Source organism: Peribacillus folii (genome assembly GCF_030271255.1).
In the GTDB taxonomy this organism is placed as follows: Bacteria; Bacillota; Bacilli; order Bacillales; family DSM-1321; genus Peribacillus.
The window spans coordinates 1-23416 of sequence record NZ_JASJOM010000003.1 but is presented as its reverse complement, the minus strand read 5'-3'; the positions used below and the strand labels follow the sequence as shown (position 1 = coordinate 23416).

Annotated in this window: 25 protein-coding genes, 2 pseudogenes and 2 riboswitches; of the genes and pseudogenes, 11 read left to right on the top strand and 16 right to left on the bottom strand. The window is 42.4% G+C overall.

The genetic code is table 11. From position 1 onward, the window contains the following. Window positions 1-54: 54 nt before the first annotated feature. The 7 genes from QNI08_RS05145 to QNI08_RS05115 all read right to left on the bottom strand — a co-directional run bounded on the left by QNI08_RS05145 (window position 55) and on the right by QNI08_RS05115 (window position 6132). Window positions 55-189, bottom strand: coding sequence for a hypothetical protein (locus QNI08_RS05145; RefSeq protein ID WP_285766370.1), 135 nt, complete (start codon window positions 187-189; stop codon window positions 55-57). Between the two features lie 32 nt (window positions 190-221). Next, window positions 222-410 carry a hypothetical protein gene (locus tag QNI08_RS05140; protein WP_285766369.1) on the bottom strand — a complete coding sequence of 63 codons (189 nt, stop codon included), beginning with the start codon at window positions 408-410 and terminating at the stop codon, window positions 222-224. Between the two features lie 101 nt (window positions 411-511). Then, window positions 512-2281: an oligopeptide ABC transporter substrate-binding protein gene (gene opp4A, locus QNI08_RS05135; RefSeq protein WP_285766368.1), complete on the bottom strand. Its 1770-nt coding sequence runs from the start codon at window positions 2279-2281 to the stop codon at window positions 512-514. Window positions 2282-2299: 18 nt separating this feature from the next. Then, on the bottom strand, window positions 2300-3205 hold the full coding sequence (locus QNI08_RS05130; RefSeq protein WP_285766367.1) for an ABC transporter permease: 906 nt from the start codon (window positions 3203-3205) through the stop codon (window positions 2300-2302). Window positions 3206-3221: 16 nt separating this feature from the next. Then, window positions 3222-4187, bottom strand: a complete 966-nt coding sequence (gene opp4B, locus QNI08_RS05125; RefSeq protein WP_285766366.1) for an oligopeptide ABC transporter permease — start codon at window positions 4185-4187, stop codon at window positions 3222-3224. 15 nt (window positions 4188-4202) lie between these two features. Then, window positions 4203-5129, bottom strand: coding sequence for an ABC transporter ATP-binding protein (locus QNI08_RS05120; RefSeq protein WP_285766365.1), 927 nt, complete (start codon window positions 5127-5129; stop codon window positions 4203-4205). Continuing rightward, window positions 5107-6132, bottom strand: a complete 1026-nt coding sequence (locus QNI08_RS05115) for an ABC transporter ATP-binding protein (protein ID WP_285766364.1) — start codon at window positions 6130-6132, stop codon at window positions 5107-5109. Before QNI08_RS05115 ends, QNI08_RS05120 begins: the two co-directional genes overlap by 23 nt. Window positions 6133-6624: 492 nt before the next feature. On the opposite strand from QNI08_RS05115, the gene QNI08_RS05110 reads away from it, so the two are divergent. Further along, complete coding sequence (locus tag QNI08_RS05110) at window positions 6625-7260, top strand: Bax inhibitor-1/YccA family protein (RefSeq protein ID WP_285766363.1); 636 nt, start codon at window positions 6625-6627, stop codon at window positions 7258-7260. Window positions 7261-7499: 239 nt separating this feature from the next. Here the strand turns inward: QNI08_RS05110 and QNI08_RS05105 are convergent, their stop codons facing one another. The 4 genes from QNI08_RS05105 to QNI08_RS05090 form a co-directional block, all read right to left on the bottom strand. Further along, entirely contained in the window at window positions 7500-8057 is a 558-nt protein-coding gene (locus tag QNI08_RS05105; RefSeq protein WP_285766362.1) for an acyl-CoA thioesterase, read from the bottom strand. 136 nt (window positions 8058-8193) lie between these two features. After that, complete coding sequence (locus tag QNI08_RS05100) at window positions 8194-8733, bottom strand: M15 family metallopeptidase (RefSeq protein ID WP_483313745.1); 540 nt, start codon at window positions 8731-8733, stop codon at window positions 8194-8196. A gap of 58 nt (window positions 8734-8791) precedes the next feature. Then, entirely contained in the window at window positions 8792-9274 is a 483-nt protein-coding gene (locus QNI08_RS05095; RefSeq protein ID WP_285766361.1) for a DinB family protein, read from the bottom strand. 186 nt (window positions 9275-9460) lie between these two features. After that, window positions 9461-10162 carry a DUF459 domain-containing protein gene (locus QNI08_RS05090; protein ID WP_285766360.1) on the bottom strand — a complete coding sequence of 234 codons (702 nt, stop codon included), beginning with the start codon at window positions 10160-10162 and terminating at the stop codon, window positions 9461-9463. A gap of 206 nt (window positions 10163-10368) precedes the next feature. Between QNI08_RS05090 and QNI08_RS05085 the strand changes: the two genes are divergently transcribed. Beyond that, the gene (locus tag QNI08_RS05085; RefSeq protein ID WP_285766359.1) at window positions 10369-10875 is read left to right on the top strand and encodes a GNAT family N-acetyltransferase; all 507 of its coding nucleotides are present in this window, start codon (window positions 10369-10371) and stop codon (window positions 10873-10875) included. Between the two features lie 79 nt (window positions 10876-10954). Here QNI08_RS05085 and QNI08_RS05080 read toward each other — a convergent pair whose 3' ends face one another. Then, a complete protein-coding gene (locus QNI08_RS05080) occupies window positions 10955-11122 on the bottom strand; it encodes an aspartyl-phosphate phosphatase Spo0E family protein (protein WP_285766358.1) in 168 nt (55 codons plus the stop codon). A gap of 258 nt (window positions 11123-11380) precedes the next feature. Beyond that, a complete protein-coding gene (locus QNI08_RS05075; protein WP_285766357.1) occupies window positions 11381-11569 on the bottom strand; it encodes a Fur-regulated basic protein FbpA in 189 nt (62 codons plus the stop codon). 161 nt (window positions 11570-11730) lie between these two features. Further along, window positions 11731-11835, bottom strand: a riboswitch (SAM riboswitch). A 145-nt stretch (window positions 11836-11980) separates the two neighbouring features. Beyond that, window positions 11981-12084, top strand: a riboswitch (TPP riboswitch). A 93-nt stretch (window positions 12085-12177) separates the two neighbouring features. On the opposite strand from QNI08_RS05075, the gene tenA reads away from it, so the two are divergent. From tenA to thiE, 5 genes are read left to right on the top strand one after another with little or no spacing between them, the layout of a single operon-like run. Further along, complete coding sequence (gene tenA, locus QNI08_RS05070) at window positions 12178-12867, top strand: thiaminase II (protein ID WP_285766356.1); 690 nt, start codon at window positions 12178-12180, stop codon at window positions 12865-12867. 12 nt (window positions 12868-12879) lie between these two features. Beyond that, window positions 12880-13404, top strand: coding sequence for an energy coupling factor transporter S component ThiW (thiW, locus tag QNI08_RS05065; RefSeq protein ID WP_285766355.1), 525 nt, complete (start codon window positions 12880-12882; stop codon window positions 13402-13404). After that, window positions 13373-14179, top strand: coding sequence for a bifunctional hydroxymethylpyrimidine kinase/phosphomethylpyrimidine kinase (gene thiD, locus QNI08_RS05060; protein ID WP_285766354.1), 807 nt, complete (start codon window positions 13373-13375; stop codon window positions 14177-14179). Before thiW ends, thiD begins: the two co-directional genes overlap by 32 nt. Continuing rightward, window positions 14176-14997, top strand: a complete 822-nt coding sequence (gene thiM, locus QNI08_RS05055; protein ID WP_285766353.1) for a hydroxyethylthiazole kinase — start codon at window positions 14176-14178, stop codon at window positions 14995-14997. The genes thiD and thiM overlap by 4 nt, the downstream gene beginning before the upstream one ends. Beyond that, entirely contained in the window at window positions 14978-15610 is a 633-nt protein-coding gene (thiE, locus tag QNI08_RS05050; RefSeq protein ID WP_285766352.1) for a thiamine phosphate synthase, read from the top strand. The genes thiM and thiE overlap by 20 nt, the downstream gene beginning before the upstream one ends. Before the next feature lie 36 nt (window positions 15611-15646). Here thiE and QNI08_RS05045 read toward each other — a convergent pair whose 3' ends face one another. Then, window positions 15647-16852: an MFS transporter gene (locus tag QNI08_RS05045; protein ID WP_285766351.1), complete on the bottom strand. Its 1206-nt coding sequence runs from the start codon at window positions 16850-16852 to the stop codon at window positions 15647-15649. A gap of 228 nt (window positions 16853-17080) precedes the next feature. Here QNI08_RS05045 and QNI08_RS05040 point away from each other — a divergent pair, with 228 nt between their 5' ends. The 3 genes and pseudogenes from QNI08_RS05040 (at window position 17081) to QNI08_RS05030 (ending at window position 20227) form a co-directional block, all read left to right on the top strand. Beyond that, entirely contained in the window at window positions 17081-18568 is a 1488-nt protein-coding gene (locus tag QNI08_RS05040; protein WP_285766350.1) for an aldehyde dehydrogenase family protein, read from the top strand. 144 nt (window positions 18569-18712) lie between these two features. Then, a pseudogene (locus QNI08_RS05035) lies at window positions 18713-18829 on the top strand (pyridine nucleotide-disulfide oxidoreductase); the annotation flags it as partial. A gap of 165 nt (window positions 18830-18994) precedes the next feature. Then, on the top strand, window positions 18995-20227 hold the full coding sequence (locus QNI08_RS05030; RefSeq protein ID WP_285766349.1) for an aminopeptidase: 1233 nt from the start codon (window positions 18995-18997) through the stop codon (window positions 20225-20227). 65 nt (window positions 20228-20292) lie between these two features. On the opposite strand, the gene QNI08_RS05025 is transcribed toward QNI08_RS05030, so the two are convergent. Further along, window positions 20293-21408, bottom strand: coding sequence for a site-specific integrase (locus QNI08_RS05025; protein ID WP_285766348.1), 1116 nt, complete (start codon window positions 21406-21408; stop codon window positions 20293-20295). Window positions 21409-21530: 122 nt separating this feature from the next. Between QNI08_RS05025 and QNI08_RS05020 the strand changes: the two are divergent. Further along, a pseudogene (locus QNI08_RS05020) lies at window positions 21531-22068 on the top strand (DUF3898 domain-containing protein); the annotation flags it as partial. A 425-nt stretch (window positions 22069-22493) separates the two neighbouring features. Here the strand turns inward: QNI08_RS05020 and QNI08_RS05015 are convergent. After that, the gene (locus tag QNI08_RS05015) at window positions 22494-23210 is read right to left on the bottom strand and encodes a hypothetical protein (protein ID WP_285766347.1); all 717 of its coding nucleotides are present in this window, start codon (window positions 23208-23210) and stop codon (window positions 22494-22496) included. Window positions 23211-23416 lie beyond the last annotated feature (206 nt).

Here is a 23416-nt window from a genome sequence, read left to right as displayed (position 1 = left end):
CCTGCCAGCTTTTAACATACAAAGGACCGTCAAAGGACGGTCCGATCACTTCACCTACATATGGGCCAGCACCGGCATGATTGCCAGTACCACTGTCGTAATCCCGTATAAAGCGGTATTCTCCATATTCATTTGCCTTTTCCGATTATCCCGCCAAACTCTATATCTGCTCATATCTTCACTGCTCATAAGAACCCTCCTCGATGATGAAAGTTCGTCTACTATTTTAACGGTCTTTGCTTGTTGGACATTTCCTTCATAAATTCCAAGAAGGCTATTCGCTTTTCATCCGGATAAGCAACGATGTCGGCAATGATTTCGTCTTCGAGTGGCTTCAATATTCTGCCTACCGATTCAGTAAACAATATTTCTAACTCTCTCTTTGTTTCATTAGGATTTCTCACTTCCATCCAAATCACCCTTCCAATTAATTACTATTATCTATATAACCGTAATGCAGCTCCTCGAAACGCAAAAAAATCGGCCGCCAATAAAGGCAGCCGATTGGATATTATTTTGCTTCTTCCGTGACACCGACATTGAACCATTTATATTGGCGCTCCGCAAGGTAATCATACCCAGAGACACGTTTATTCACGCCCGTTGTAGTGTAGCGGAACAAGGTTGGGATAATTGGGACTTCTTCATGGATCAATTCTTGCCACTCATTGTACGTATCAATACGATATTGATCATCAAAGGCATCCTCTGAAATCCCTTTCGCCAGAAGCTCGTCATTTTTATCATTCACCCAGCGGGTATAATTGAATGCGGCAGATCTTGACCAAAGGCCGGATGGATCTGGATCGGAAGCGACACCCCATGCAGCTTGATAAATATCCACATCTTCGTTATCCTTCTTCAATAGATCGTAGAATGAATTGAACTCATGAAGACGTCCGTCAAGCAATTCAACGTCTAATCCAACATCCCGCCATTGTTGAATGTAATACCTGGCAAGCGGTTCAGCAATATCCCCGCCGCTCATGGAAGCGAAGTTGATTTTGAACTCTTTTCCATCTTTGTCTTCACGAAGACCGTCATTATTCGTATCCACGAATCCTGCTTCATCCAAAAGTTCTTTTGCTTTTTTAGCGTTATATTCATATGGCTTAACGTCTTTATTGTTGTACTTGAAGTTAGGCGTAATAACTGAATTGGCCGGGAACCGAAGACCTTTATACATCTTCTCGCCGACTTCTTTATTATTGATGGCATATGCCATTGCCTGACGAAGGCGTTTATCTTCGAATTTAGGATTGTCCATAATATTTTCTGATTTTTTCGCATCATAATGACCGAACTTGAAACCGATATAGGTATAAGCTAGATCGACTTTGCCTAATAGTTCCACGTTGTCCAATGCTTTAGCCTGGTCATATTGGTCAGCAGAAATACTAGCTACATCAATATCCCCATTTTCCAGTGACTTAACAGCTACAGACGGATTCACGACCTTTAACGTAACACTGTCCAGCTTAGGCGCTCCTCGGTGGTATCCTTCAAACGCTTCGAACTCAACTGCTTCGCCTTGAACGATTTTCTTCACTTTGAATGGGCCAAACCCGATTGGGTTTTTCCGGATTTTATCCGATGATTCCAAATCGGCAATCGGAACATCTTTTAAGTATTCTTTATGGAGCGGATATGTCCATAGGCCTGTCGTTACGGATGGATTGGCTTTCTTGAATGTGAAGGTGATTTTCTTACCATCTGCTTTTATACCTGAAATGCTATCCGCTTTTCCGGCATGGTATTCTTCCATACCTTCAATTAAAGCCATTTGTTCATCATAGCGCACACCTTTATAATCCTTGCTGCCCATCACAAGGTATGCATATTCTAGATCGGCTCCAGTCACAGGCTTGCCATCCTGCCAATTGACGTTATCTTTAATCGTCAGAGTTACCGTTTTTTTATCGTCTGAAATTTCATAGGAAGCGGCACCGTCATTCGTGAATACGTAGTTTTCATCCGTATCCAATAAATCTTCGTCAAAAAAAGTGATAACTTGATTATCGGGGTCGCCTTGATAGAAAACTTTATTCAAGATCCCTTCGAACGGTGTATCGGATACCAACCCATATGTCAGATGCCCGCCTTTGATAGGCTCTCCCTGATTAGTCGTCTTTGTCGGGAATTTAGAAGCATCAACCTGTTCGACCGTTCTCCCCTTTTTCTCATTCGTAGACGATTTCTCGGTATCATCCGAACATGCAGCAAGCAGTAGAGATGAAATAGCCAATGCACTTAATACTTTAACATAGCCTTTGATCTTCATATCAAACACTCCCCTTTTTTATCCTCTTCTTTGTCTTGCATCGGCGGCGCGCTTTAGCGCTTGGCCAACAAAATTTATACTCAGCATCAGCACTAAAATCATGAGTGATGCGGGTACCCAAATCCACCATTTGTTTTCCAGAACATCCGGATTTCGAGCATAACTGATGAGCGTCCCAAGACTCGGTGTGCTCTCCGGAAGGCCGAACCCCAAGAAAGTCAAACTCGATTCCAGGCCAATATTGCCTGCCAGGTTCAAAATGAAATTCACGATGATTAGTGAACTGACATTGGGCAGAAGCTGAAAAAGGATGATCTTCCAATGCGGCGTGCCCAGAGTCTGTGAGGCATGGATATAGTCCAGCTCACGTTCTGACAATGCCTTGGAACGGATCAGCCTCGCCTTTCCTGTCCATAAAAACAGCGTCATGATCAAGATGAACACATACACATTGAATACCGGTACAATCGTCACTACCACAATGATGAACATCAATTGCGGCAGGGCAATCACGAAATCGATGACACGCATGATCACATTATCGGTCGCACCGCCGAAGTATCCGGCAAGCAGTCCAAATGACAACCCGATGATCGCCGTGAATAAAGTGATGAACAAGCTAATCGTGAATGAATTTCTTGTACCTACAATTAGCTGCCCGAATACATCACGTCCGCCATAATCGGTTCCAAGCCAATAATCGGAAGACGGCTCCATATAAATGGAGAGGAAGTCGACCTTGGCAATTTCCTTGGCATCCATGAAGAAAGCTGCACCATAAACAAAAATCAAGATAGCTGCCAATATAATCAATGAGCCCATGGCAAGCTTGTCTTTCTTGATTTCCTGCCAGATGATTTTCATGCCTGAGGGGCTCGCATCCTGGACTTGTATGTTCTTTCCTGTTTCTACCTTTAATTCCATACGACTCACCCCGCTCCTATTCTATCCGTATGCGCGGATCGACCGCACTAAGTATGATGTCCGAAAGAAGTGTGCCAAGCAGCGTGGCAAATCCCGTCATCATGACGATTGCCGTGACGACGCTGAAATCACGCAGACTCACTGAACTGAGGAAAAGCTGGCCAAGACCCGGATAACTGAAAATGGTCTCGATTATGACAGAGCCGCCGATTAAACCGGTAATTTCATATCCTAAAAATGCCGCAATCGGCAAAAAGGAATTTCTCAGGATATGCCGTGAATATACGTTAGATTCAGGCACTCCCTTAGAACGGGCTGTCCTGACATAATCCTTGATTTTGTTATCGATGATTTCATTTCGTAGGTATTGGATTGTGCTCGTCGTGGCAATCAATGCCGTACTTAATGCAGGCAAAATCACATGATTGATTTTACTTACGAAATAGGCCAATGTCCCTTCCTCCACCTTGGAGTCGACACTGCCTCCAGATGGGAACCAATCCAGGGCAAAACCGAAAATGAATAACATGATCAAAGCAAAGATGAAAATCGGTGTGCCGAAGCCAAGATAACTATAGCCGGTAACCGATTTGTCGATCCAGGTATCGTTATACCTGCCGCTCAGTATGCCTAACGGGATCGCCAGCATATATGTAAAGATCAGCGTGACAAACGCCAGGAATACCGTGTTCCATAGCCTGTCCTCGATAACATCCGTCACCGGTGTTTTATGCGTATAGGAAATACCAAAGTCCCCTTGTACAGCATTCGTCGCCCACCTTGCATATTGTTGATACCAAGGATCATTCAATCCCAGCTCTTCCCTGATTCTGTCAAGCTCCGCAGGATTGGCCCTAGGGTTAATTTCCTGACCTGAGAGCGCATCTCCCGGCATGGCCTTTGCCATCATGAAAACGATGAGGCTCAATAAAAACAGCTGCGGGATCATAACTAAAAAACGTCTGAGGATAAACTTCCACATATTCCTTCCGCCTCCTTATAGTAATGCGACTCTATGGGTCGAAGAGATCGGCTTCAAATCATAGGCCCTGCCATTCTCATCGAAAAATGTTGAATAAGATGACTCGTATTCCGCCGTAAGTTTTCTTCTGAGCTTCACCTTTTCCCCGCGAACTTCCGGCTCTAAATCAGGAATGGCGGCAATCAGGCGTTTCGTATAGATATGTTGGGGATTTTCATAGATTTCATCGCTTTTGCCTTCCTCTACCAATCTACCGCGATACATGACCCCCATCCGGTCACACATATGCCGGATGACACCTAGATCATGGCCGACGAATAAATATGTCAAATTGAATTCCTGCTGAAGATCCTGAAGAAAATTCAGCACTTGAGCTTGCACGGAAACATCCAGCGCCGATACCGGTTCATCCGCAATGATCAATTTAGGTTTCAATGTCAAAGAACGGGCTATCCCGATCCGCTGGCGCTGCCCCCCAGAAAATTCATGTGGATATTTATGGATTGATTCCGGACTGAGCCCTACCTTATCCAGAAAGTCCTGAACGATCTTTTTTTCCTCTGCCGGTGATAGCCGTTCGAAATTTCTCAGCGGTTCGGCAATGATGTCCAGTACCCGCTTCTTCGGATTCAATGATGAATACGGGTCTTGAAAGATCATTTGGATATCTTTTCGGAATGGTTTAATCTCTTTTCTACTTAAGCCTGCTAAATCCCTGCCTTCAAACAGGATTTGTCCCGATGTCACATCATTCAGTTTAACAACCGCCTTACCTGTCGTAGACTTGCCGCTGCCCGATTCACCGACCAAACCATATGTTTCCCCTTGCTGCAATTCAAAGGAAACACCGTCCACTGCCTTTACATGATCGACCACCCTTCGAAAAAATCCGCCCCTGATTGGGAAATGCACTTTTAAATTATCTACTTTGAGTAATGTCATGGGTCGATTCATCTCCTTCAGCTTGGAAATAAAAATCTTGATAGCAGGTGCACCGTACGAAATGACCCTCGGCCACTTCGTGAAGCTGAGGCCTCTGTTCATGTGCCATCTTAGGAATCCAAGGAATCCTGTCTTGGAAACGGCATCCAACCCGGTCCATTTTCGCAATGGATGGGACGATTCCCTCAATAACATGCAAACGGTTCTTCTCATGTGTTGCCGAAGGAATAGAATTCAGCAATGACCTCGTATACGGATGAAGCGGATTGTTGAATATTTCCTTAACGCTCCCCGTCTCCACTACCTGGCCCGCATACATGACAATGATCCTATCAGCAACCTCTGCCACGACGCTCAAATCGTGTGTAATCAAAATGATTCCCATCTTTGTCCTGCTCTGGATATCCTTCAGCAAATCGAGTATTTGCGCTTGAATCGTGACATCCAGCGCTGTCGTGGGTTCATCGGCAATGACAAGAGCAGGGTTGCAAGCAATGGCAATTGAGATCATCGCCCTTTGCCGCATTCCGCCCGATAGCTCATGCGGAAATTGCTTGTACGTCCGTTCAGGATAAGGAATTCCCACCTGGGTTAAAAGTTCGATCGTTCGTTTCTTTTTTCCATCCTTGGAAAGACTTGTATGGTAATCAAGGTTTTCCTCGATTTGTTTCCCGATCGTCATGAGCGGATTCAAAGCCGTTAAAGGTTCCTGGAAGATCATCCCTAATTCCTTGCCGCGGACTTTATTCATTTGTGTATCATTCAACGTCAGCAGGTTCTGCCCGTTATAATTTATGGTCCCTTCGGATTTAGTCCTTTGTTTATTATGTAGCTGCATAATGGATAAGGCCAATGCACTCTTACCACAACCGGATTCTCCAACAACGGCTACAATTTCATTTTCGTTCACCGTAAACGAAACATCATCCACAGCAGCATGATAGTTGCTTCCGATCCGGAATGAGGTTGTCAGGTTCTCTATTTTCAGAATAGCTTTATTCATCCGTGCTCCCCCTAAACTATTTTATCGGGAAAATAATTAATCTTCTGATAATTAGTTAAGATTTTAATCAATTTTTTACATTTACACAATAGCTTTTATGCAAAATAATTACATTTTTTTATCTTTTTATAACTTTAGGAATAATTTTCTGGTATAAAAAATCATTTCCTTTATAGCTGTTATACAGTAAAGTTATGAAGTTAGATAAGATGCTCGGAATAAATGTATTCTAAATCACTATTTCAAAATATAAAAATTGATAAATAATGGAATTGATTGAAAAACTATGGCCATTGGCCCTGACTAAAGAACTCGACTTAATATTTTAATATTTCAGAAAAATTAGTCCGAAGGTAGGATAGACATATATCGAGTATTCTTTCATATATATTTCAAGACAATAAAAATGTGTTGAATGGCATTGGAGGAAATGAAACCTTTTTAAAAACGATTCGTATGATACTGTAGAAGATAATTGATGAGGTGAAAAAAATGTATTCACAAACTGTACAAACCTATATGCCATCCGTGATGCGGACGTTCGCTTTATCACTGGCCATTTCAGTATTGGGAATGGCCATAGGCACCTTTGTACCACCAGCCTTGTTCCTTCCATTAGCGATCTTGGAGATTGCCATGCTGATTGGTGCATTCATCATGCGGAGGAAAAAAGCAATCGGATACACCTTTCTGTATAGCTTCACGTTGATTTCCGGGATCACCACCTATCCGATCATCGCTCATTACCTGGCTGCCGCAGGTGCGAATGTTGTGATTTTAGCCGGTGTAACGACGACAGTGGTATTCGGAGGTCTGGCTCTTTATGCAACGACCACCAAAAGGGACCTTTCTTTCTTGGGCGGGATGCTCTTTGCCGCTTTGCTCGCCTTGGTGGTCATCGGCATTTTCAATATTTTCTTTCCATTAAGCTCGACAGCCATGCTGGTCTTTTCATTTATTGGGATACTCGTTTTCAGTGGATATATCCTATATGATTTCAATCGAATGAAACATTACGGTGTAACGGCCGAGGAAGTTCCTCTCATGGCCTTGAATCTTTATCTTGACTTCATTAACCTGTTCATAAATATTTTACGCTTTTTTGGTATTTTGGCAAGTGATGACTAGTTCCGATCAAAGACGCCTGGTGGCAGCCAAGCGTCTTTTTACGTTCATCCCCGACTATGATATAGCATATACCGCAGGACAAAAAGACCAAATCGCTTTTGATTTGGTCTACCAGCGTCGGCCGCCGCTTAGCGACCCTATAAAATGGGGCAAAGGTTAATGTGTGCGATGAAATCAAAAAGGTTTCGGAAGAGGGAACCTCTCTGAAACCTTTTGTCTGCGTATTGGGCAGAAATCATTCAATGATTGGTATCATCTTTATATAAACCTGGGTTCGATTGTTCGGTCCACGGCAGCTTCACTCCAAAGGTACTGGCAATGAACTGTGTATCTTCTCTTCTTTTTTTCCTTATTTGCGCCCGTTGCTTTGCCGATTCATTCAGATTCACTTCCATTTCGGTTTCAGGAACCAAATGCGGAACAGGAATCGGTTTCCCTTGTTCATTGATGGCGACAAAGGTCAAAAAGGATATGACACATAAATTTCGGTCTCCTGTAACTAAATCCTCAGCAATCACCTTTACGATGATTTCCATGGATGTTCTGCCCGTATAAGTCACGAAGCTTTCAAGACAAACTGCATTTCCTTCGTGAATAGGGTGCAGGAAATCAACCGAATCAGTAGAGGCGGTAACTACGTTGCTTCTTGCATGACGCATGGCGGATATGGCCGCTACATCATCAATATATGCCATTAGCTTGCCTCCGAACATCGTACCAATGTTATTTGTATCGGGAGGGAGGACAAGGCTTGTTTTAATGACCAAAGAGTCCCGGCAATGCTTTATTTCTTCCATGGTGACTGCACTCCTTCATTCATGTCTGATTTCTCACTAGTCCACTTTATCTAATTCTCGTCTGTAAAGCAATATACATGCTTATTTTCCCGCTTCGCGTCCACACGATCCGAGGAGGAAAATGAGCTGATCAACTTCACTGCCCTTCAGGCTGACTGCCCTGCTGCAGCTCTCTCAAACTCAGGCCGAATGTCATTTGCAGATGTGGATAGTCCTTGAACCCTGGCCAATCCCCTCCCCATTCGAAACCTAAACCTTTAGCAATGGTGACGACTTCCATCCAATCCGATCTCCCATTATCATTTCCGTCATGGTCCATGTCCCAAATCGCCTCGCCTTTCTTGTTAAGGAGGGCAAAATCTATCGCCAAGCCAAAATTGTGAAGCGACTCGCCGCCTTTTGCATATGTTACGATATTCCCCTTACTTAATCGGCCCTTTTCATACAATTCATTTTGTTCTTCCAAAGAACGATATCCTGCCGTAATGATGATAGGGATTCCTTTTTCGTTAGCCCGTTGAATGAGCTCTTCCTTTTTTTCAGCGACGATTGGATGCAGCTCATCAGCCAGTTTAATTTCGTCTAAATCAGGGGGAATCATATTCTTGTACAAGACAACCGCCAACAGTCCGAAAAAAAACAAGACCAGACTTGCCTTTACCCAGTTAGCTTTCACAGTACACCCTTTCTCTAAAGTGAAAAACTCAACCACGGGGGGATGAGTTTTCCTTCTTTTATAATTTAGACTTTAGCTCTTCAATTTGCAGCAAATGCCTTTTTTCATGTAAGCCCACGAACGGGATCCATTGCTTCAAGCTTAGATCCTTGAATAACGGATGAGGAAATGACTTTTGCTCAAGATCATTTTCATCTGCACTCTTGACGAGTTGAATCAATGCATTGCGTGATTCGGCCAACTTCCCCTTAACCTCTTGCAAGGTTTGGAATGATTCGGAGGGAACAACATATGAAGGTGCTTCTACCTTCACTTCACGATTCACAGTAAGCTCGATTGGCTTATCCGCTGCTGGTATCCTCTCATCACTTTTCAATTTATCAGCAATACTCTTTGTAATGGCTCGCTCCATCAAATATAAATGATCCAATACTTGGATAATGCTCCAACGGCCTTTTTCAGGATGGGCATTCAGCTGTTCATCCGATAGCCCGTTGACTGCGTTCAGAACGTCTTCCCTGATTTTTTCATTTTGATTCATGATTAGCATCTCCTCTTATAAGCCTGATTAACCTCCAATAATTATTTCATGTTCTATAGTAATGTGTAAAATAATAACACTTATGACATGGGGAAAACCTACATAGGTAACAAGTACCTCTTTAATGTTTGGGGCGTTGTTTGAATTTCAAGAGACTGTAAAAAGTGTATCTGCATTCTTTGACTTTCATTTAAAATCATAGCTGGCCAAAATACGATTCGTGATGAGTGAATACCCTTTTTCATTCGGATGAATCTCGTCACTGAAATATTCAGCTTTCTTTTTCTTTTTAAATAAATCATCGGTGGGAATGTAAATCAGCCTTTTATCCCTTTTCACTACAGCCTTGATGGATTGGTTATAATCCTTGATGTGCCCTTCAATGTTCTGGTTGTCAATGATCGGGTTATACAGGCCAACCACCAGGATATCAGCCTTATCATTTTCCTTTAGAAGTGTTGAAGTGATCTGATTCAGATGATTGATATATTCCTTCTTGCCTTCGTTGATTTTCCGATCGTTTATTTTCGTCAACTTACCTCCATTACTGTTGATGAAGTCATTCGTGCCAATATAAACGATGAATACGTCAGCTTTGTCCAGTTTTGTTTGAATGCGGTATTCACTGAGCTGTTTGATGACGCCATCCGTTTCCTGCCCTTTGATCCCATAATTCCAAAAACTAACCTTTAGATCCGACTCAGGGCTGTTCAGTTCATCCCTTAAGCCTTTAACATAGCCCTCTCCATGCTTATCTCCTTTACCGTATGTCAAAGAGTCGCCAAAGGCCATGACCCTTTCTACACGGTTCGACTCCGCTTCCTGATATTGGTATACGATAAAACATATAATGATGACAATCATTAAAATTCCTGTTATTTTTTTCATTTCTTTCTCCTTTTGTCCTTTTTCTAGAAGCATTTTATATGTTACATACCCAAAAATGAGCATAAGTAACAATAAACTTGCATTGGAGAATAATGAGGAGAAAGTGTATGATAATATAAAACTTTCAGATGATTCCACGATATTACCAAGCGATGAAATGGGCACTTCTGGATGTTGAAAAAAAGTAATGGATTGGGGAGTTAATGATGAACGAATACATACAATTCAGAGAGGCTGAATTATCGGATTTGCCTGAGATTGTGGAAATTTACAATTCCACAATTGCCTCAAGAATGGTCACCGCCGATACGGATCCAATATCTGTACAATCGAGGGTTAAATGGTTTGAGGAGCATAATGCAGAAAACAGACCGCTATATCTCATTACTGTTGAAGGAAAAACCGCGGGATGGATGAGCTTTCAATCTTTCTATGGACGTCCTGCCTATCATTCGACGGCAGAAATCAGCATCTATATTGATGATTATTTCCGGGGAAAAGGAATTGGAAGGATTTCCATTCAAAAGGCAATTGAAGTAAGCCCGAAATTAGGAGTGAAGAATCTATTAGGTTTCATATTTGCTCACAATATACCTAGCATGAAGCTATTCTCCAAGTTTGGCTTTGAAGAATGGGCCCACTTACCGCAAGTTGCCGAGCTCGATGGCATTGAACGGGACTTGGTTATCCTTGGTAAACGAATTGAAGCATGATTTTTTAGACTATTGCCTTTTGCAATAGTTTTTTTCTTTTAAAGGAAAAACATCATCATGCATGAACCAAATCGCAATGTCATATATATTCCGCTTTCCTTTTCTTGGTTAAAGCATTTAAAAGGATATCCAATTCTTGACTTGCTTGAATCGTCAGAAGGCTATTTATGCCGAAAATTTCCGCCAACTCAATCATTTCTCGTCTTTTTTCTTCTATTCTTTCCGGGGTTACCTTATTGGAAAGCACTTTATATACACCTCCCAGATATTCAATTTTTTTACACTTTCATCATAATGAAAATAATAGTTAAAATCAACTATTTTATTGTGTAAAAATATGTTATTTCAAAGGGTAAATGTGACAAAACGACTATACTTTTCTTCAAATGTGTATTTTTTGTGACACCCATTCTTACACACAAAAAAAGCATTCACCGATGCACACGGCGAATGCTATCCTAATATATATTTTCAGCTACACTTCCGAAATGATAGTTTGCGTTTGCTAGGTCATCCATTCTGTAGGAGACTCGCTTTCGATCCTATTTATGACAATCTTATATTCATCTTCCAATACATGTAAAGGGGCATCATAAAGGTGCCTTTCATCAGAGGTTTTGTATACTCCTTTCGCCAATAGTTCTTCTATCAGCAACGCCTTTCTCTGTTCGATCCTCTTGAATACTTCTGCCATGTTAATGGCTCCTTTCCTTGTCAGCTTAGAGCTTAAGCCATCTTCACAAGTTTCAATTTCACCAAATTATATATACCTTTTCTATTATGTCCTTAAACGCTATTTCACAAAAATAAAAGCCTCTTCCATTAAAGAAGAGGCTGACAGGGTCCGGACGGCTCTTCTTATCTTCCAAGCGTAAGCTTGTTGGAGTTAGCACAGTTCCCATTATGGGTCTGCTGCCGAGGTTTCATAGGGCCAAGTCCCTCCACCTCTCTGGATAAGAATATATTTATATAAATGATGTGAATTTATTTTATCCCAATAATTCACAAAAGTCAATTGACTCATTCCTGTCTTTTTCATTTATCCCTTCAAGGGCGGGTTGCATTTTCTTGGCTTTCTGATATGATGGCAGTAATTACATACAATGCACACCACTAGGGGAGTCTTGTTAAGACTGAGATGGAAGTATTTCCGGACCCTTTGAACCTGAACCGGCTCATACCGGCGGAGGAAAGTGGATGATATCGTCCTTTTTGGCTATATCCATCTGCCCCGTTCCGTTTTTCAGGAGCGGGGTTTTTTATTGTATGTACACAATGAACTCATTTTTAGGAGGTTGAAGCATGCAGAATAGCAAAACAGGAGCCTTCAGTGACAGACTTCATGAACGCGCAAAGGATATTTGGGAAAGGAACCATTCACACCCCTTCGTCCAAGCAATCGGAAATGGCACGCTTCCTGAGCATAAATTTGCTTATTACTTAAAGCAGGACTATATCTATTTGATGGATTATTCCAAGCTTTTCGCGTTAGGTGTCATTAAAGCGCATAATGTTGAAACCATGGCAAGGTTTGCGGAAATCTTGAATGAAACAATGCAGGTCGAAATGGATATCCATAGGCATTATGCCTTGGAATTCGGAATCACATCCACACAGCTGGAAAAAACGGAGCCTACTCCGACCACCCTTGCCTATTCGGGTTACATGCTCAATGCAGCTCAGCATGGGACGCTGGCAGATCTAATCGTTTGTCTGCTTCCATGTGCTTGGGACTATTACGAAATTGGATTGATCTTGAAAGAACGAAATGGTAAGGACCTGGGTAATAATCGCTATGCAAAATGGATTGAATCCTATTCCTCTCCTGAATTCGGTGAAGCACATAAATGGCTGATTGGCTTATTGGAAGAATTGACGGAAGGGATGCCTGAAAAAGAGCTGAAGAGATTGGAGAAACACTTCTTGGTGACTTCTCGCTATGAATATTTATTCTGGGATATGGTACAAAATGAGCAGGATTGGCCGCTGTAGGTCGAAGACAAGATGAACAACCCTATCAGAAAAATGACCTTGACGGCAATGATTACAGCCATTACGACTTTAACCAGTTCCTTTCTGTTCATCCCGGCAGGATTCGCGAAAGCATTTCCCATCCAGCATCTGGCCAATGTCCTGACTGCTGTTTTACTAGGTCCAGCTTATGCCGTAACCCAAGCTTTCCTGGTTTCCTTGATTAGGAACCTATCTGGAACAGGCTCCATTTTCGCCTTTCCTGGCAGCATGATCGGTGCATTATTGGCTGCATACCTTTATCGCAAAACAAAAAGCTTGAAATACGCCTGTTTAGGGGAGGTGGTGGGAACAGGCCTTTTAGGATCGCTTGCCTGTTATCCTATCGCAGTCCTGCTCCTGGGAGAAAAAACAGCTCTATTCGGGATCATGCCAGCTTTTCTGCTTAGTTCATTGGCAGGTGCCTTTCTCGCTTTCATGTTACTGAACATATTATTAAAAAATACTTATATGAAGGGGTTTTTACATGAAAAAAGCATTAACCATCGCAGGCTCTGATTCAGGAGGCGGTGCCGGTATACAAGCAGATATCAAAACGTTTGCTGCACATGGGATCTTCGGCATGTCCGTCATTACAGCCGTCACTGCACAGAACACAATGGAAGTTCGTTCGGTTCAAGCTATCGAAACGGCTATCATCAATGATCAAATGGCTGCGGTATTCGAAGATATACACGTCGATGCAGTAAAAATCGGGATGCTTGGTTCAAAAGAAATCGTCGAAACAGTAGCCGATGCTCTTTATACGTATGTACCTTCCATCGTCATCCTTGATCCAGTCATGATTTCCAAAAGCGGCCACCATTTGCTTGACGAAAAAGCCGTTTCTGCCTTAAAGACTAAATTGCTTCCGCTTGCAACGCTCATCACCCCAAATGTACCGGAGGCTGAAGTACTTACAGGTTTAACGATTCGTACGGAGCAAGATTTTTATAAGGCCTGCCTATCCTTGGCTGATTTGGGCTCAAAAGCCGTATTACTTAAAGGAGGCCACGCAGAAGGAAATCCAGACGACCTCTTTTATGATGGGAAAAGCTTTCACTGGGTCAAGGGAGAAAGGATCCATACGAAGAACACACACGGGACCGGCTGTACCCTCTCCTCCGCCATTGCATCCAATTTGGCGAACGGACTATCGCTGCAGGAGTCGATTGAACAGGCCAAGCTGTATATCTCCGAAGCGATACGCAATAGTTTTTCTATAGGAGCGGGACATGGGCCCGTGCATCATTTTCATTCATTTTCAAAAAAAGAACGGAGCGAATCCATATGAATATGAAGCTTTCGGCAGCTGCCTTGTTTGAAAAAGTCAGAGAAAGAAAACCGCTTGTTCACCAGATTACCAACTTTGTCACGGTCAATGATTGTGCAAATGCCACGCTGGCCATCGGCGGGTCACCTGTGATGACCTCCAGCCCAAAGGAGGTGGAGGCCATGGTGAGGTTGGCAAATTCCTTGGTCCTGAATTTCGGTACGATTGATGATAGATCACTGGAAGCCATGGAGATAGCCGGCAGGACGGCAAATTCCTTGAATATCCCTGTCATTTTGGATCCGGTGGGGGTTGGTGCCACACCATATCGAACAGAGAAAGCCAGTGAGCTTCTAAAAAAGGTTTCCGTTCAGATCATCCGCGGTAATGCAAGCGAAATTCACCTTTTGATCGGCGGCGATATCGTTACACGAGGAGTGGACTCAGAGGAGCTTGCGATAAGCAATGCAGCACTTGCTGCATCTGCGGCAAATCATTTGAATTGCATCGTCGTGGTCAGCGGGGCAATCGACGCCGTCAGCAATGGGAAACATACATCCATCATTGATAACGGAAACGTTCTATTAACAGATGTAACAGGGACAGGCTGCATGGCTACCGCACTGATCGGCGCTTTTTCCGGGATTACGGACGACTATTACGCTGCAGCAGTCTCCGGCATCTCGACGATGAGCATTGCAGGGGAGGTCGCTGCTGCTACCCAGAAAAATCATGAAGGAACAGGAACATTCCGGATACGCTTAATGGATGCGATATCAAAAATGGATAAGGAAATGTGGATGAAAGAGGTGAATTTGAATGAAGAAATCGCAAATTGATTTAAGCCTATATTTAGTGACGGAAGAGTCGATCGGCATTGAAAATTTGACCAAGATCATCGCTGAATCGATTTCAGGAGGCGTTTCGGCTGTTCAGCTGAGGGAGAAAAATAATTCATCCCTCTCCTTTTATAAAAAAGCTGCTGCACTCAAACAGGTATTGAACGAATTGTCCACACCACTGATCATTAATGACCGGGTGGATATAGCGCTTGCTGTTGGCGCGGACGGGATACATATCGGCCAGGATGACCTCCCGCTTTCCGTCATCAAACAAATGGTCCCAGAAGAAATGATTATCGGTGTGTCGGTATCCAACCTAGGGGAAGCGCTTCAAGCGGAACAAGATGGAGCCGACTATATCGGCGTAGGTTCGATTTTCCCTACGAAGACAAAGCAAGATGCAACGCCAATGGCGATTCGCGACTTGGAGGAAATCTGCCGAAGCGTATCGATACCGGCCGTAGCCATCGGGGGTATCAACGCCGATAACATTTCCTCGCTTTCCGATAAAGGCCTTTCAGGCGCAGCTGTCGTTTCAGCCATCATGAATGCAAAAAATCCAAAGCTTGCCGCTGCATCTCTTTTGGATAACATTAAGGATTTTACATAACCCAAAGAGGGGACTGAAATTCAGTCCCCTCCATCTTTAAGTCAAAACGGTATTCTTCGTTTCTTTTCCGAAGGCCACCGCAATGGCGCCCACGAGAATGGCGATTGTAAAGATCGTGAAAATCGTGGAAATCGGTGTGCTTGAAGCAACCAAATATCCGACAAGCAATGGCCCGAGTACACCGCCTATCCTGCCGATGCCTGCCGCCAGCCCAGTGCCTGTACCACGAACCGCGGTTGGATACTGCTCAGGTGAGTATGCATAAAGCGCCCCCCATGCCCCCAGATTAAAGAATGACAGAAACATACCTGATGTGATTAGGAGAGCTAACCCCTCAGCCGAGCCAAAGAAATAAGCACTGAGGGCCGTACCGATCAAGTAAGTGATCAGGACGAATTTACGTCCTGCCTTTTCTATCAGCCACGCTGCTGAAAAATAGCCAGGAAGCTGTGCAAGTGTCATGATCAACACATATTCAAAGCTTTGGATCATACTGAAGCCCTTAAGGACCATGACACTCGGCAGCCACAAGAACATTCCATAATACGAAAAGACCACACAAAACCACAAAACCCACAATACGACTGTCTGGCGCAGATATTCCCTTTTCCAGACAACTTTTACATTACTGAATACAGATGGCCTCGCCTTCTTTTCAAGCTCGTTATATTTTGGTGAATCCGGCAGTTTCAAGCGCAAATACAGGGCATATAAAGCAGGAGCGGCACTTAACAGCAGGGCAACCCTCCAGCCATAGGCCGGAATGATGAAAAAGGAAATGAGTGCCGCCAATATCCAGCCAACCGCCCAAAAGCTTTCAAGCAGGACGACGATCCTCCCCCGCTTACTTGCTTCAACACTTTCCGATACCAATGTCGAAGCCACCGGGAGCTCCCCGCCTAACCCCATTCCAATCAAAAATCGCAAAATCAAGAACAAGCTGAGTGTACTGACTGCTGCAGACAAACCACTTGCGATTGAAAACAATAATAATGTTATGATAAAGACATTCTTCCTACCGACCCTATCGGCCATCATCCCAAAGAAAACGGCCCCTACAGCCATCCCGATGGAATTTATGCTTCCAATCCAGCCAACCTGTTCACTGGTCAAGCTCCATTCCTGCTTCAAGGCTACAATGATGAAGGAAAGCATACCGACATCAAGTGCATCAAACATCCAACCAAGCCCCGCAACGCCAAGCAATTTCCGCTGCGAGATCGTTTTCGCATCATTTCCCATATAATCCTCCTGAACACCGTTAGATCTTCTATTATTTTATCCTTTTTCATTTTACCTATTAACTTTCTTTTTAGCTATAGTAAATACACTTGTCATGACAAAAAAGTTTCGCGACATAAAGTTTGAATATTCCTTCTTTTTCCTTTATGATAATAATTGGCATATATCATAGCGTTAACAAGAAGTCATCATGCTTTGCCCAAGAAATCAAATTCAGGAGGGTAATTAATGACAAATCTAACGTTAGAAGTAAGTGGAAAGCTGCAAAAATTTTTAACAGGGCCAAAAAAGCTCTATATTAATGGCCAGTTTGTAGAAAGTGCTTCAAAAAAAACCTTCTCCACGCCAAATCCTGCCACAGGCCAAAAACTTGCCGATGTATATGAAGCAGATAAAGAAGACATTGATTTAGCCGTCAAAGCTGCGCGCAAGGCATTCGACGAAGGTCCTTGGTCAAGGATGAGCGCAGCCACCCGCAGCAGGCTTATGTATAAACTAGCAGATCTAATGGAAGAAAATAAAACCGAGCTCGCCCAACTGGAAACATTGGATAATGGGAAGCCAATCAGTGAAACCACCAATGCTGACATTCCTTTGGCGATTGAACATATGAGATATTTCGCCGGTTGGTCCACCAAGATTGTCGGTCAGACCATTCCCGTAAGCGGAAACTACTTTAATTACACGAAGCATGAGCCCGTCGGTGTCGTGGGCCAGATCATCCCTTGGAACTTCCCGCTTTTGATGGCGATGTGGAAGCTTGGGGCAGCACTGGCTACCGGCTGTACGGTCGTCTTGAAGCCAGCCGAGCAAACACCGCTCTCCGCCCTTTACTTGGCTGAACTGTTCACTGAAGCGGGGTTCCCGGATGGAGTCGTCAATATCGTTCCCGGTTTTGGGGAAACAGCCGGACAAGCACTTGTCGACCATCCTCTGGTAAATAAAATTGCCTTTACCGGATCGACCGAGGTTGGAAAATTGATCATGCGTTCCGCATCTTATTCCTTGAAACGGGTCACATTGGAGCTTGGAGGCAAATCGCCAAACATCATCCTTCCCGATGCGGATTTCTCGAAAGCGATCCCCGGTGCCCTAAATGGCGTCATGTTCAACCAAGGACAGGTATGCTGTGCAGGCTCAAGGGTTTATATTCAAAAGAAGCATTATGACAATGTCGTTGCCGATATGGCTAGTCACGCCAAGAAAATCAAACAAGGCGCAGGTCTTGATCCCAATACACAAATCGGACCGCTCGTATCCGCCGAGCAGCAGAATCGGGTAATGGGATATATTGAAAAGGGGAAAAATGAAGGTGCTGAAGTTCTGGTAGGCGGCCATAAACCAGAGGAACAGGGCTACTTTGTCTCCCCTACCATATTCGCTGGAGTTGAAGAGGAAATGACCATTGCCAAAGAAGAGATTTTCGGACCGGTCATAGCCGCAATGCCTTTCGAGGATTTGGACGATGTCATCAATCGTGCTAATGCCAGTGAATATGGCTTGGCCGCAGGCTTGTGGACAAGTGACTTGGCCAATGCCCACTATGTTGCCGGAAAACTCCGTGCAGGTACGGTTTGGGTGAACTGTTACAATGCATTTGACGCCGCTTCCCCATTCGGAGGCTACAAACAATCCGGGATAGGACGTGAAATGGGGTCGTATGCACTTGAGAACTACTCAGAAGTCAAAAGCGTCTGGATCAATTTGAGTAAGTGAATTCCTTGACGCCTATGCAGAAAAGAGGGTCCCGAATGGGCCCCTCTTTTTTTAAGATTATTTGGATTATTCGATTCTTTTCAATAGTCTTTCCTTCTCTGATTTTGATAAAATGAAAGGTAGATACAGGACAAAAAAGCAAGGGCCGGCGTAAGAGTGCATACGATGGTCACTGTCGGCGATGGTGCCAGAGTGGCCATTAACCTCATCAGTGCAATTAATGGTGAACGTGATGTGGACCCTGATGCCTTGAAAAAATGATCCCGCTCCAATAAACGGCTGATTGAATCTGACTTCTGCCAGTTTTCGTGAGCCCCTTGTGGGATTAACCATCATAATTTCCCACAGAATGTCGTAAAATTTTCTTTTTTTACTGACAATAAGCACAATTATAAATACAGAAAATGGAAAAGGGGTTTTGAAGTGATGAGTGACTTTCAAACGAATTTAGAAAAATACGCTGAACTTGCCGTTAAAGTAGGCGTTAATATCCAACCAGATCAAACGCTGGTCGTCAACACTACGCTAGAAGGAGCGGAACTTGTTCGTCTTATCGTAAAAAAGGCATATGAAAGCGGTGCCCGAAATGTCATCGTCAATTGGAATGACGATACCGTTACACGCACCAAATTCGAAATGGCGCCGGATGAGGTTTTCAATGAGTATCCGAAGTGGCGGGCAGAAGAAACGATTGAATTGGCCGAAAACGGCGCTGCTTATCTTTCCGTCATCTCTTCAAGCCCGGACCTGTTAAAGGGCGTACAGCCTGGAAGGATTGCAAACTTCCAAAAAGCATCAGGCACTGCCCTGAAAAAATGGCGCCAATATATGCAATCCGACAAAGTAAGCTGGTCGATAGTGGCCGTACCATCAGAGGCTTGGGCTGCCAAAGTATTTCCGGAAGAAGCGGAAGGAAATCGTGTCGCCAAGCTATGGGAAGCCATCTTCCAAGCAGTACGCGTGGATGTGCAAGATCCGGTCGCTGCCTGGAAAAAGCATGACGACACCCTGCATGAAAAGGTTGATTATCTAAATGAAAAACGGTACCAAAAATTGCATTACACAGCACCTGGAACGGACTTGACCATCGAACTGCCTGACAAACACCTTTGGGTCGGTGCAGGAAGCGTCAATCAACACGGACATGAATTCATGGCCAACATGCCAACCGAAGAAGTATTCACGGTTCCATTAAAAACTGGTGTTAATGGAAAGGTTTCCAGTACGAAACCGCTTAGTTATAGCGGAAATATCATCGATAAATTCTCCGTCACCTTCAAAGAAGGACGGATCGTCGAAGTACAAGCTGAAGAAGGGGAAGAAATCCTCAAGCAATTGGTTGCAACAGATGAAGGATCCCACTACCTAGGCGAAGTGGCACTGGTTCCATTCAACTCACCCATTTCCCAATCCAATGTCTTATTCTTCAATACCCTGTTCGACGAAAACGCATCAAACCACCTAGCTATCGGCAGCTCCTATGCGTTCTGCATCGAAGGCGGGAAAGACATGAGTCAAGAACAACTTGCCGAAAATGGCCTGAATGAAAGCCTTGCACATGTCGATTTCATGATTGGCTCGGAACACATGAACATCGACGGCATCAAACAGGACGGCACTTCCGAACCTGTCTTCCGTAATGGAGATTGGGCGTTTTAAGTAAAGTGAGGTTTTTGAAGGAGTAAAACTTTGAGTGGTCATAGGTATGGTCACATTTCATTATTTTAAAACAAATCATCAAGAACATCAGCCACGTGTTTCTGCATACTGGGAAGCACGTGGCTATACTTGTCTAGCGTAATTTGAATGGATGTATGCCCAACTCGCTCTGAAATGACTTTTACATTCACATTTTGTTTGATTAGCAAGGTAACATGTGTATGTCTTAAATCATGAAAGCGGATTGTAGGTAACCCTAGCTTTATCGCTTGGGCTTTAAGACGTTTGGAAAGCGTTGCAGAATCGAGCGGATTACCGTAGCGGGTACAAACAACTAAATCATAATCGTTGAAATTTTGCCCTTGCTTGAGCTTATGTCCAACGACCACGAGTCTCTCCTTTTTTAGTTGTTCAATCAACACGTCAGGGATATGAATCGACCGGACACCAGCACTCGTTTTAGCCCCAATTTTGAACTGCTTTGCGTTTATATCATAGATTTGTCTGATATAAATGATTTTTTGTTCAAAATCAATATCCTTCCAACGCAATCCCGTTATTTCACCTTTTCTCATGCCAGTTAATAGAGCAATTAAAAAGACCGTATAAAACCGATGCTTTTTTGAGTGCTGTATGAAGTATTCCACTTGTTCAGTATCCCAAGCGGTCATTTCAAGATTATTTCTCTTAGGCAATGTCACCTTTAAAACTGGATTTTCATTTATAAGCTTTAAACTAACAGCCTTTCTAAAAACAACCTTTAACATATCAGTAATTTTTTTAATCGTATTAGAACTTAAAGCAGTTTCTTCTACCAAATCATAAATAAATCTTTGGACTATCAAAGGTTCAATTTTTTGCATTCTAAAATGACCTAGTCTGGGATTGATATGGCACTTATTAAAGCTAATGTAATTTTGATAGGTACTAACCGCTACATTCAGTTTCATTTCCTTTAACCAGTCTTGAATGAAATCACCTAGTGTCATTTTAACTGGTTCAACATAGTTACCCAGTCTAACATCATTTAGAAACTCACTAAGAGCATGCTCCGCTTCCTTCTTACTATTGAACCCCCTTTTCCTTTTCTGTGTTCGTTTTCCTGTTAATGGGTCAACCCCCATATCGATTACATAAAAATACTTACTTGTTTTCTTGTCTTTCTTGATACTGCCTTTCACTGTTAAAAGACCTCCTAGATTTCCCAACAGCCAATAGAGTTACCCTTAGTAGTATTTTATATAATCCTATAAGAATTTAACAGAACTACAATCCAAGCTTGCAACCATTCTTCTTAATAACTGCCTTTCAATATTCCTACATGCCAGATAGATGGAATGATTGAACCTGGAGAGCTAAAAATCCATCAAGCCTCACATGCCCGCTACTTCGAAGACTTCTTGAAATTCGTTGATTATGGTGAATCCATGCCCGAAATTATGAAAGCACAAGTCATGAATATGGTGCAGGAACATGTTCACGAAACATTCGCTGATAACAGCGAAGAACTACAACAATTTGAACAGGCAATGGAAGTTTGGGAAGCGAGTGAAAAGCGTGAGATTCAAGAACGTCTTGACACACATCAAGTGATTGAAGCCACAGCACAAATCGTTGAACATACACCTGATGCAAAGAGGCGGATGACAATCGGCAATACTTCTGTGAAAGGATTGCTTTCTGATTTCGGGGAGAATGTTCATTTAGGGAAAATTAATAGGCGTTATGTTTTGCTCGTGGATGCAGAATCTATTGTATTTGAAAAAGGCGTATCCTCAATTGAATTTTATAAGCCTGATGATGTGATGGCAATTTTGGAAAGGATTCGGCAGAAGGAATAGTTAGAGGGTAAGGAGTACTTCGTGTGATTTGTGGCATTTAGTGACCGCATTAGTGACCAAAAATTTCACACTTTGTTTGTGAAGGGTTTCCTGTAATGCAATTTGAATTTCTAAGTTAAAGAGCCAGTGAGGAATAAGCCCCACTGGCTCTAATATTTTTATGGTGTATTTCATACACACAAATTAAGGTATGTTCATTATATAAATATCCTTTAAACACAAATTTGGATATTCCCAAATGATTTAAATAGCATAGAGTACCCCCAAAAAAACATCCATAATTCCCAACAAATTCAAAGACTTTTATAATGTTTAAAACACAAAAGTAACAGAAAAAAAACCGCTATTGTCCTTTGAAATTATACGATGTAGAGATCCGTATGAATGGAGTAGAGAAATTAATATTGACAGAGAAGCTCTACCTCTTATACTAGAGTTAATTGAGTATGATACTTATCCAAAATAACGTGTAAGTATCTTTTCTTTAATTCGCTAACAACTTTCTCATTGTCTAAGATAAGTATGATTTCACCATATTCAATTATTTGGACAGAGTTACTATTCACAGTAGTAGCTTTGCCCTCTTCTTTACTAATTTGATCATTATACTTAACCAAAATCACATTTAAAAATCTTTTCTTTAATTCGCTAACAACTTTTTCATTGTCTAAGATAAGTATGATTTCACCATACTCAATTATTTGGACAGAGTTACTATTCACAGTAGTAGCTTTGTCCTCTTTTTTACTAATTTCTGATAATTTTTTTCTCATGGCTTCAATTTTTTCTTGTACTAATGGATTTTTTAATGTTCCTTTTTTAAAAGCGAAAATATTACATTGTCTTAAGTCACAATAATTTTTATTGATTGTTGTGTATTGTTTTCCTCTTCCAAATAAGTAATCACCAATTACTTTTCTAAGACGAATAGCTTTTCCAGTCTTTCTATCTGTGCCACCGATAAATTTTTCTACAGTACCATTAACCTTTGGACTTGACCAACTTTTCCATTCTATGTCAAATGTATTGATATAATGGAAAATGTTAGTATCAATATAAACCTTAACATCCTTTTTTGCTATTGTATCTGTACAAAATATCACCGTTAAATCGTTATGTATATGCTTGAACTCATTGTACATTTACCTACCTCCTATTTATCAACAATATTAATATTATAGTAGAATAGTGTTGGTTTGACAACTTAATTTAAATTTAACCTACACATTCTCTACTATCCAACTGCGAAAATTCTACACACATAGAGTAGAGTATACAACGTATGTAATTCTAAAGCATATGTCTTCATGAATGTTAGTTAAATATAATAGATTCAAAAATAAAACAT

What these genes read in the sequence shown, in the direction of transcription:
- opp4B (WP_285766366.1), bottom strand. Translation starts at nt 4,187, where the DNA reads ATGTGGAAGTTTATCCTCAGACGTTTTTTAGTTATGATCCCGCAGCTG.
- opp4A (WP_285766368.1), bottom strand. Translation starts at nt 2,281, where the DNA reads ATGAAGATCAAAGGCTATGTTAAAGTATTAAGTGCATTGGCTATTTCA.
- thiD (WP_285766354.1), top strand. Translation starts at nt 13,373, where the DNA reads ATGAAAAAAGCATTAACCATCGCAGGCTCTGATTCAGGAGGCGGTGCC.
- QNI08_RS05090 (WP_285766360.1), bottom strand. Translation starts at nt 10,162, where the DNA reads ATGAAAAAAATAACAGGAATTTTAATGATTGTCATCATTATATGTTTT.
- QNI08_RS05120 (WP_285766365.1), bottom strand. Translation starts at nt 5,129, where the DNA reads ATGACATTACTCAAAGTAGATAATTTAAAAGTGCATTTCCCAATCAGG.
- QNI08_RS05045 (WP_285766351.1), bottom strand. Translation starts at nt 16,852, where the DNA reads ATGGGAAATGATGCGAAAACGATCTCGCAGCGGAAATTGCTTGGCGTT.
- QNI08_RS05140 (WP_285766369.1), bottom strand. Translation starts at nt 410, where the DNA reads ATGGAAGTGAGAAATCCTAATGAAACAAAGAGAGAGTTAGAAATATTG.
- QNI08_RS05040 (WP_285766350.1), top strand. Translation starts at nt 17,081, where the DNA reads ATGACAAATCTAACGTTAGAAGTAAGTGGAAAGCTGCAAAAATTTTTA.
- QNI08_RS05015 (WP_285766347.1), bottom strand. Translation starts at nt 23,210, where the DNA reads ATGTACAATGAGTTCAAGCATATACATAACGATTTAACGGTGATATTT.
- QNI08_RS05110 (WP_285766363.1), top strand. Translation starts at nt 6,625, where the DNA reads ATGTATTCACAAACTGTACAAACCTATATGCCATCCGTGATGCGGACG.
- QNI08_RS05130 (WP_285766367.1), bottom strand. Translation starts at nt 3,205, where the DNA reads ATGGAATTAAAGGTAGAAACAGGAAAGAACATACAAGTCCAGGATGCG.
- thiM (WP_285766353.1), top strand. Translation starts at nt 14,176, where the DNA reads ATGAATATGAAGCTTTCGGCAGCTGCCTTGTTTGAAAAAGTCAGAGAA.
- QNI08_RS05095 (WP_285766361.1), bottom strand. Translation starts at nt 9,274, where the DNA reads ATGAATCAAAATGAAAAAATCAGGGAAGACGTTCTGAACGCAGTCAAC.
- QNI08_RS05115 (WP_285766364.1), bottom strand. Translation starts at nt 6,132, where the DNA reads ATGAATAAAGCTATTCTGAAAATAGAGAACCTGACAACCTCATTCCGG.
- QNI08_RS05075 (WP_285766357.1), bottom strand. Translation starts at nt 11,569, where the DNA reads ATGGCAGAAGTATTCAAGAGGATCGAACAGAGAAAGGCGTTGCTGATA.
- QNI08_RS05030 (WP_285766349.1), top strand. Translation starts at nt 18,995, where the DNA reads ATGAGTGACTTTCAAACGAATTTAGAAAAATACGCTGAACTTGCCGTT.
- thiE (WP_285766352.1), top strand. Translation starts at nt 14,978, where the DNA reads ATGAAGAAATCGCAAATTGATTTAAGCCTATATTTAGTGACGGAAGAG.
- tenA (WP_285766356.1), top strand. Translation starts at nt 12,178, where the DNA reads ATGCAGAATAGCAAAACAGGAGCCTTCAGTGACAGACTTCATGAACGC.
- QNI08_RS05085 (WP_285766359.1), top strand. Translation starts at nt 10,369, where the DNA reads ATGAACGAATACATACAATTCAGAGAGGCTGAATTATCGGATTTGCCT.
- thiW (WP_285766355.1), top strand. Translation starts at nt 12,880, where the DNA reads ATGAACAACCCTATCAGAAAAATGACCTTGACGGCAATGATTACAGCC.
- QNI08_RS05145 (WP_285766370.1), bottom strand. Translation starts at nt 189, where the DNA reads ATGAGCAGTGAAGATATGAGCAGATATAGAGTTTGGCGGGATAATCGG.
- QNI08_RS05105 (WP_285766362.1), bottom strand. Translation starts at nt 8,057, where the DNA reads ATGGAAGAAATAAAGCATTGCCGGGACTCTTTGGTCATTAAAACAAGC.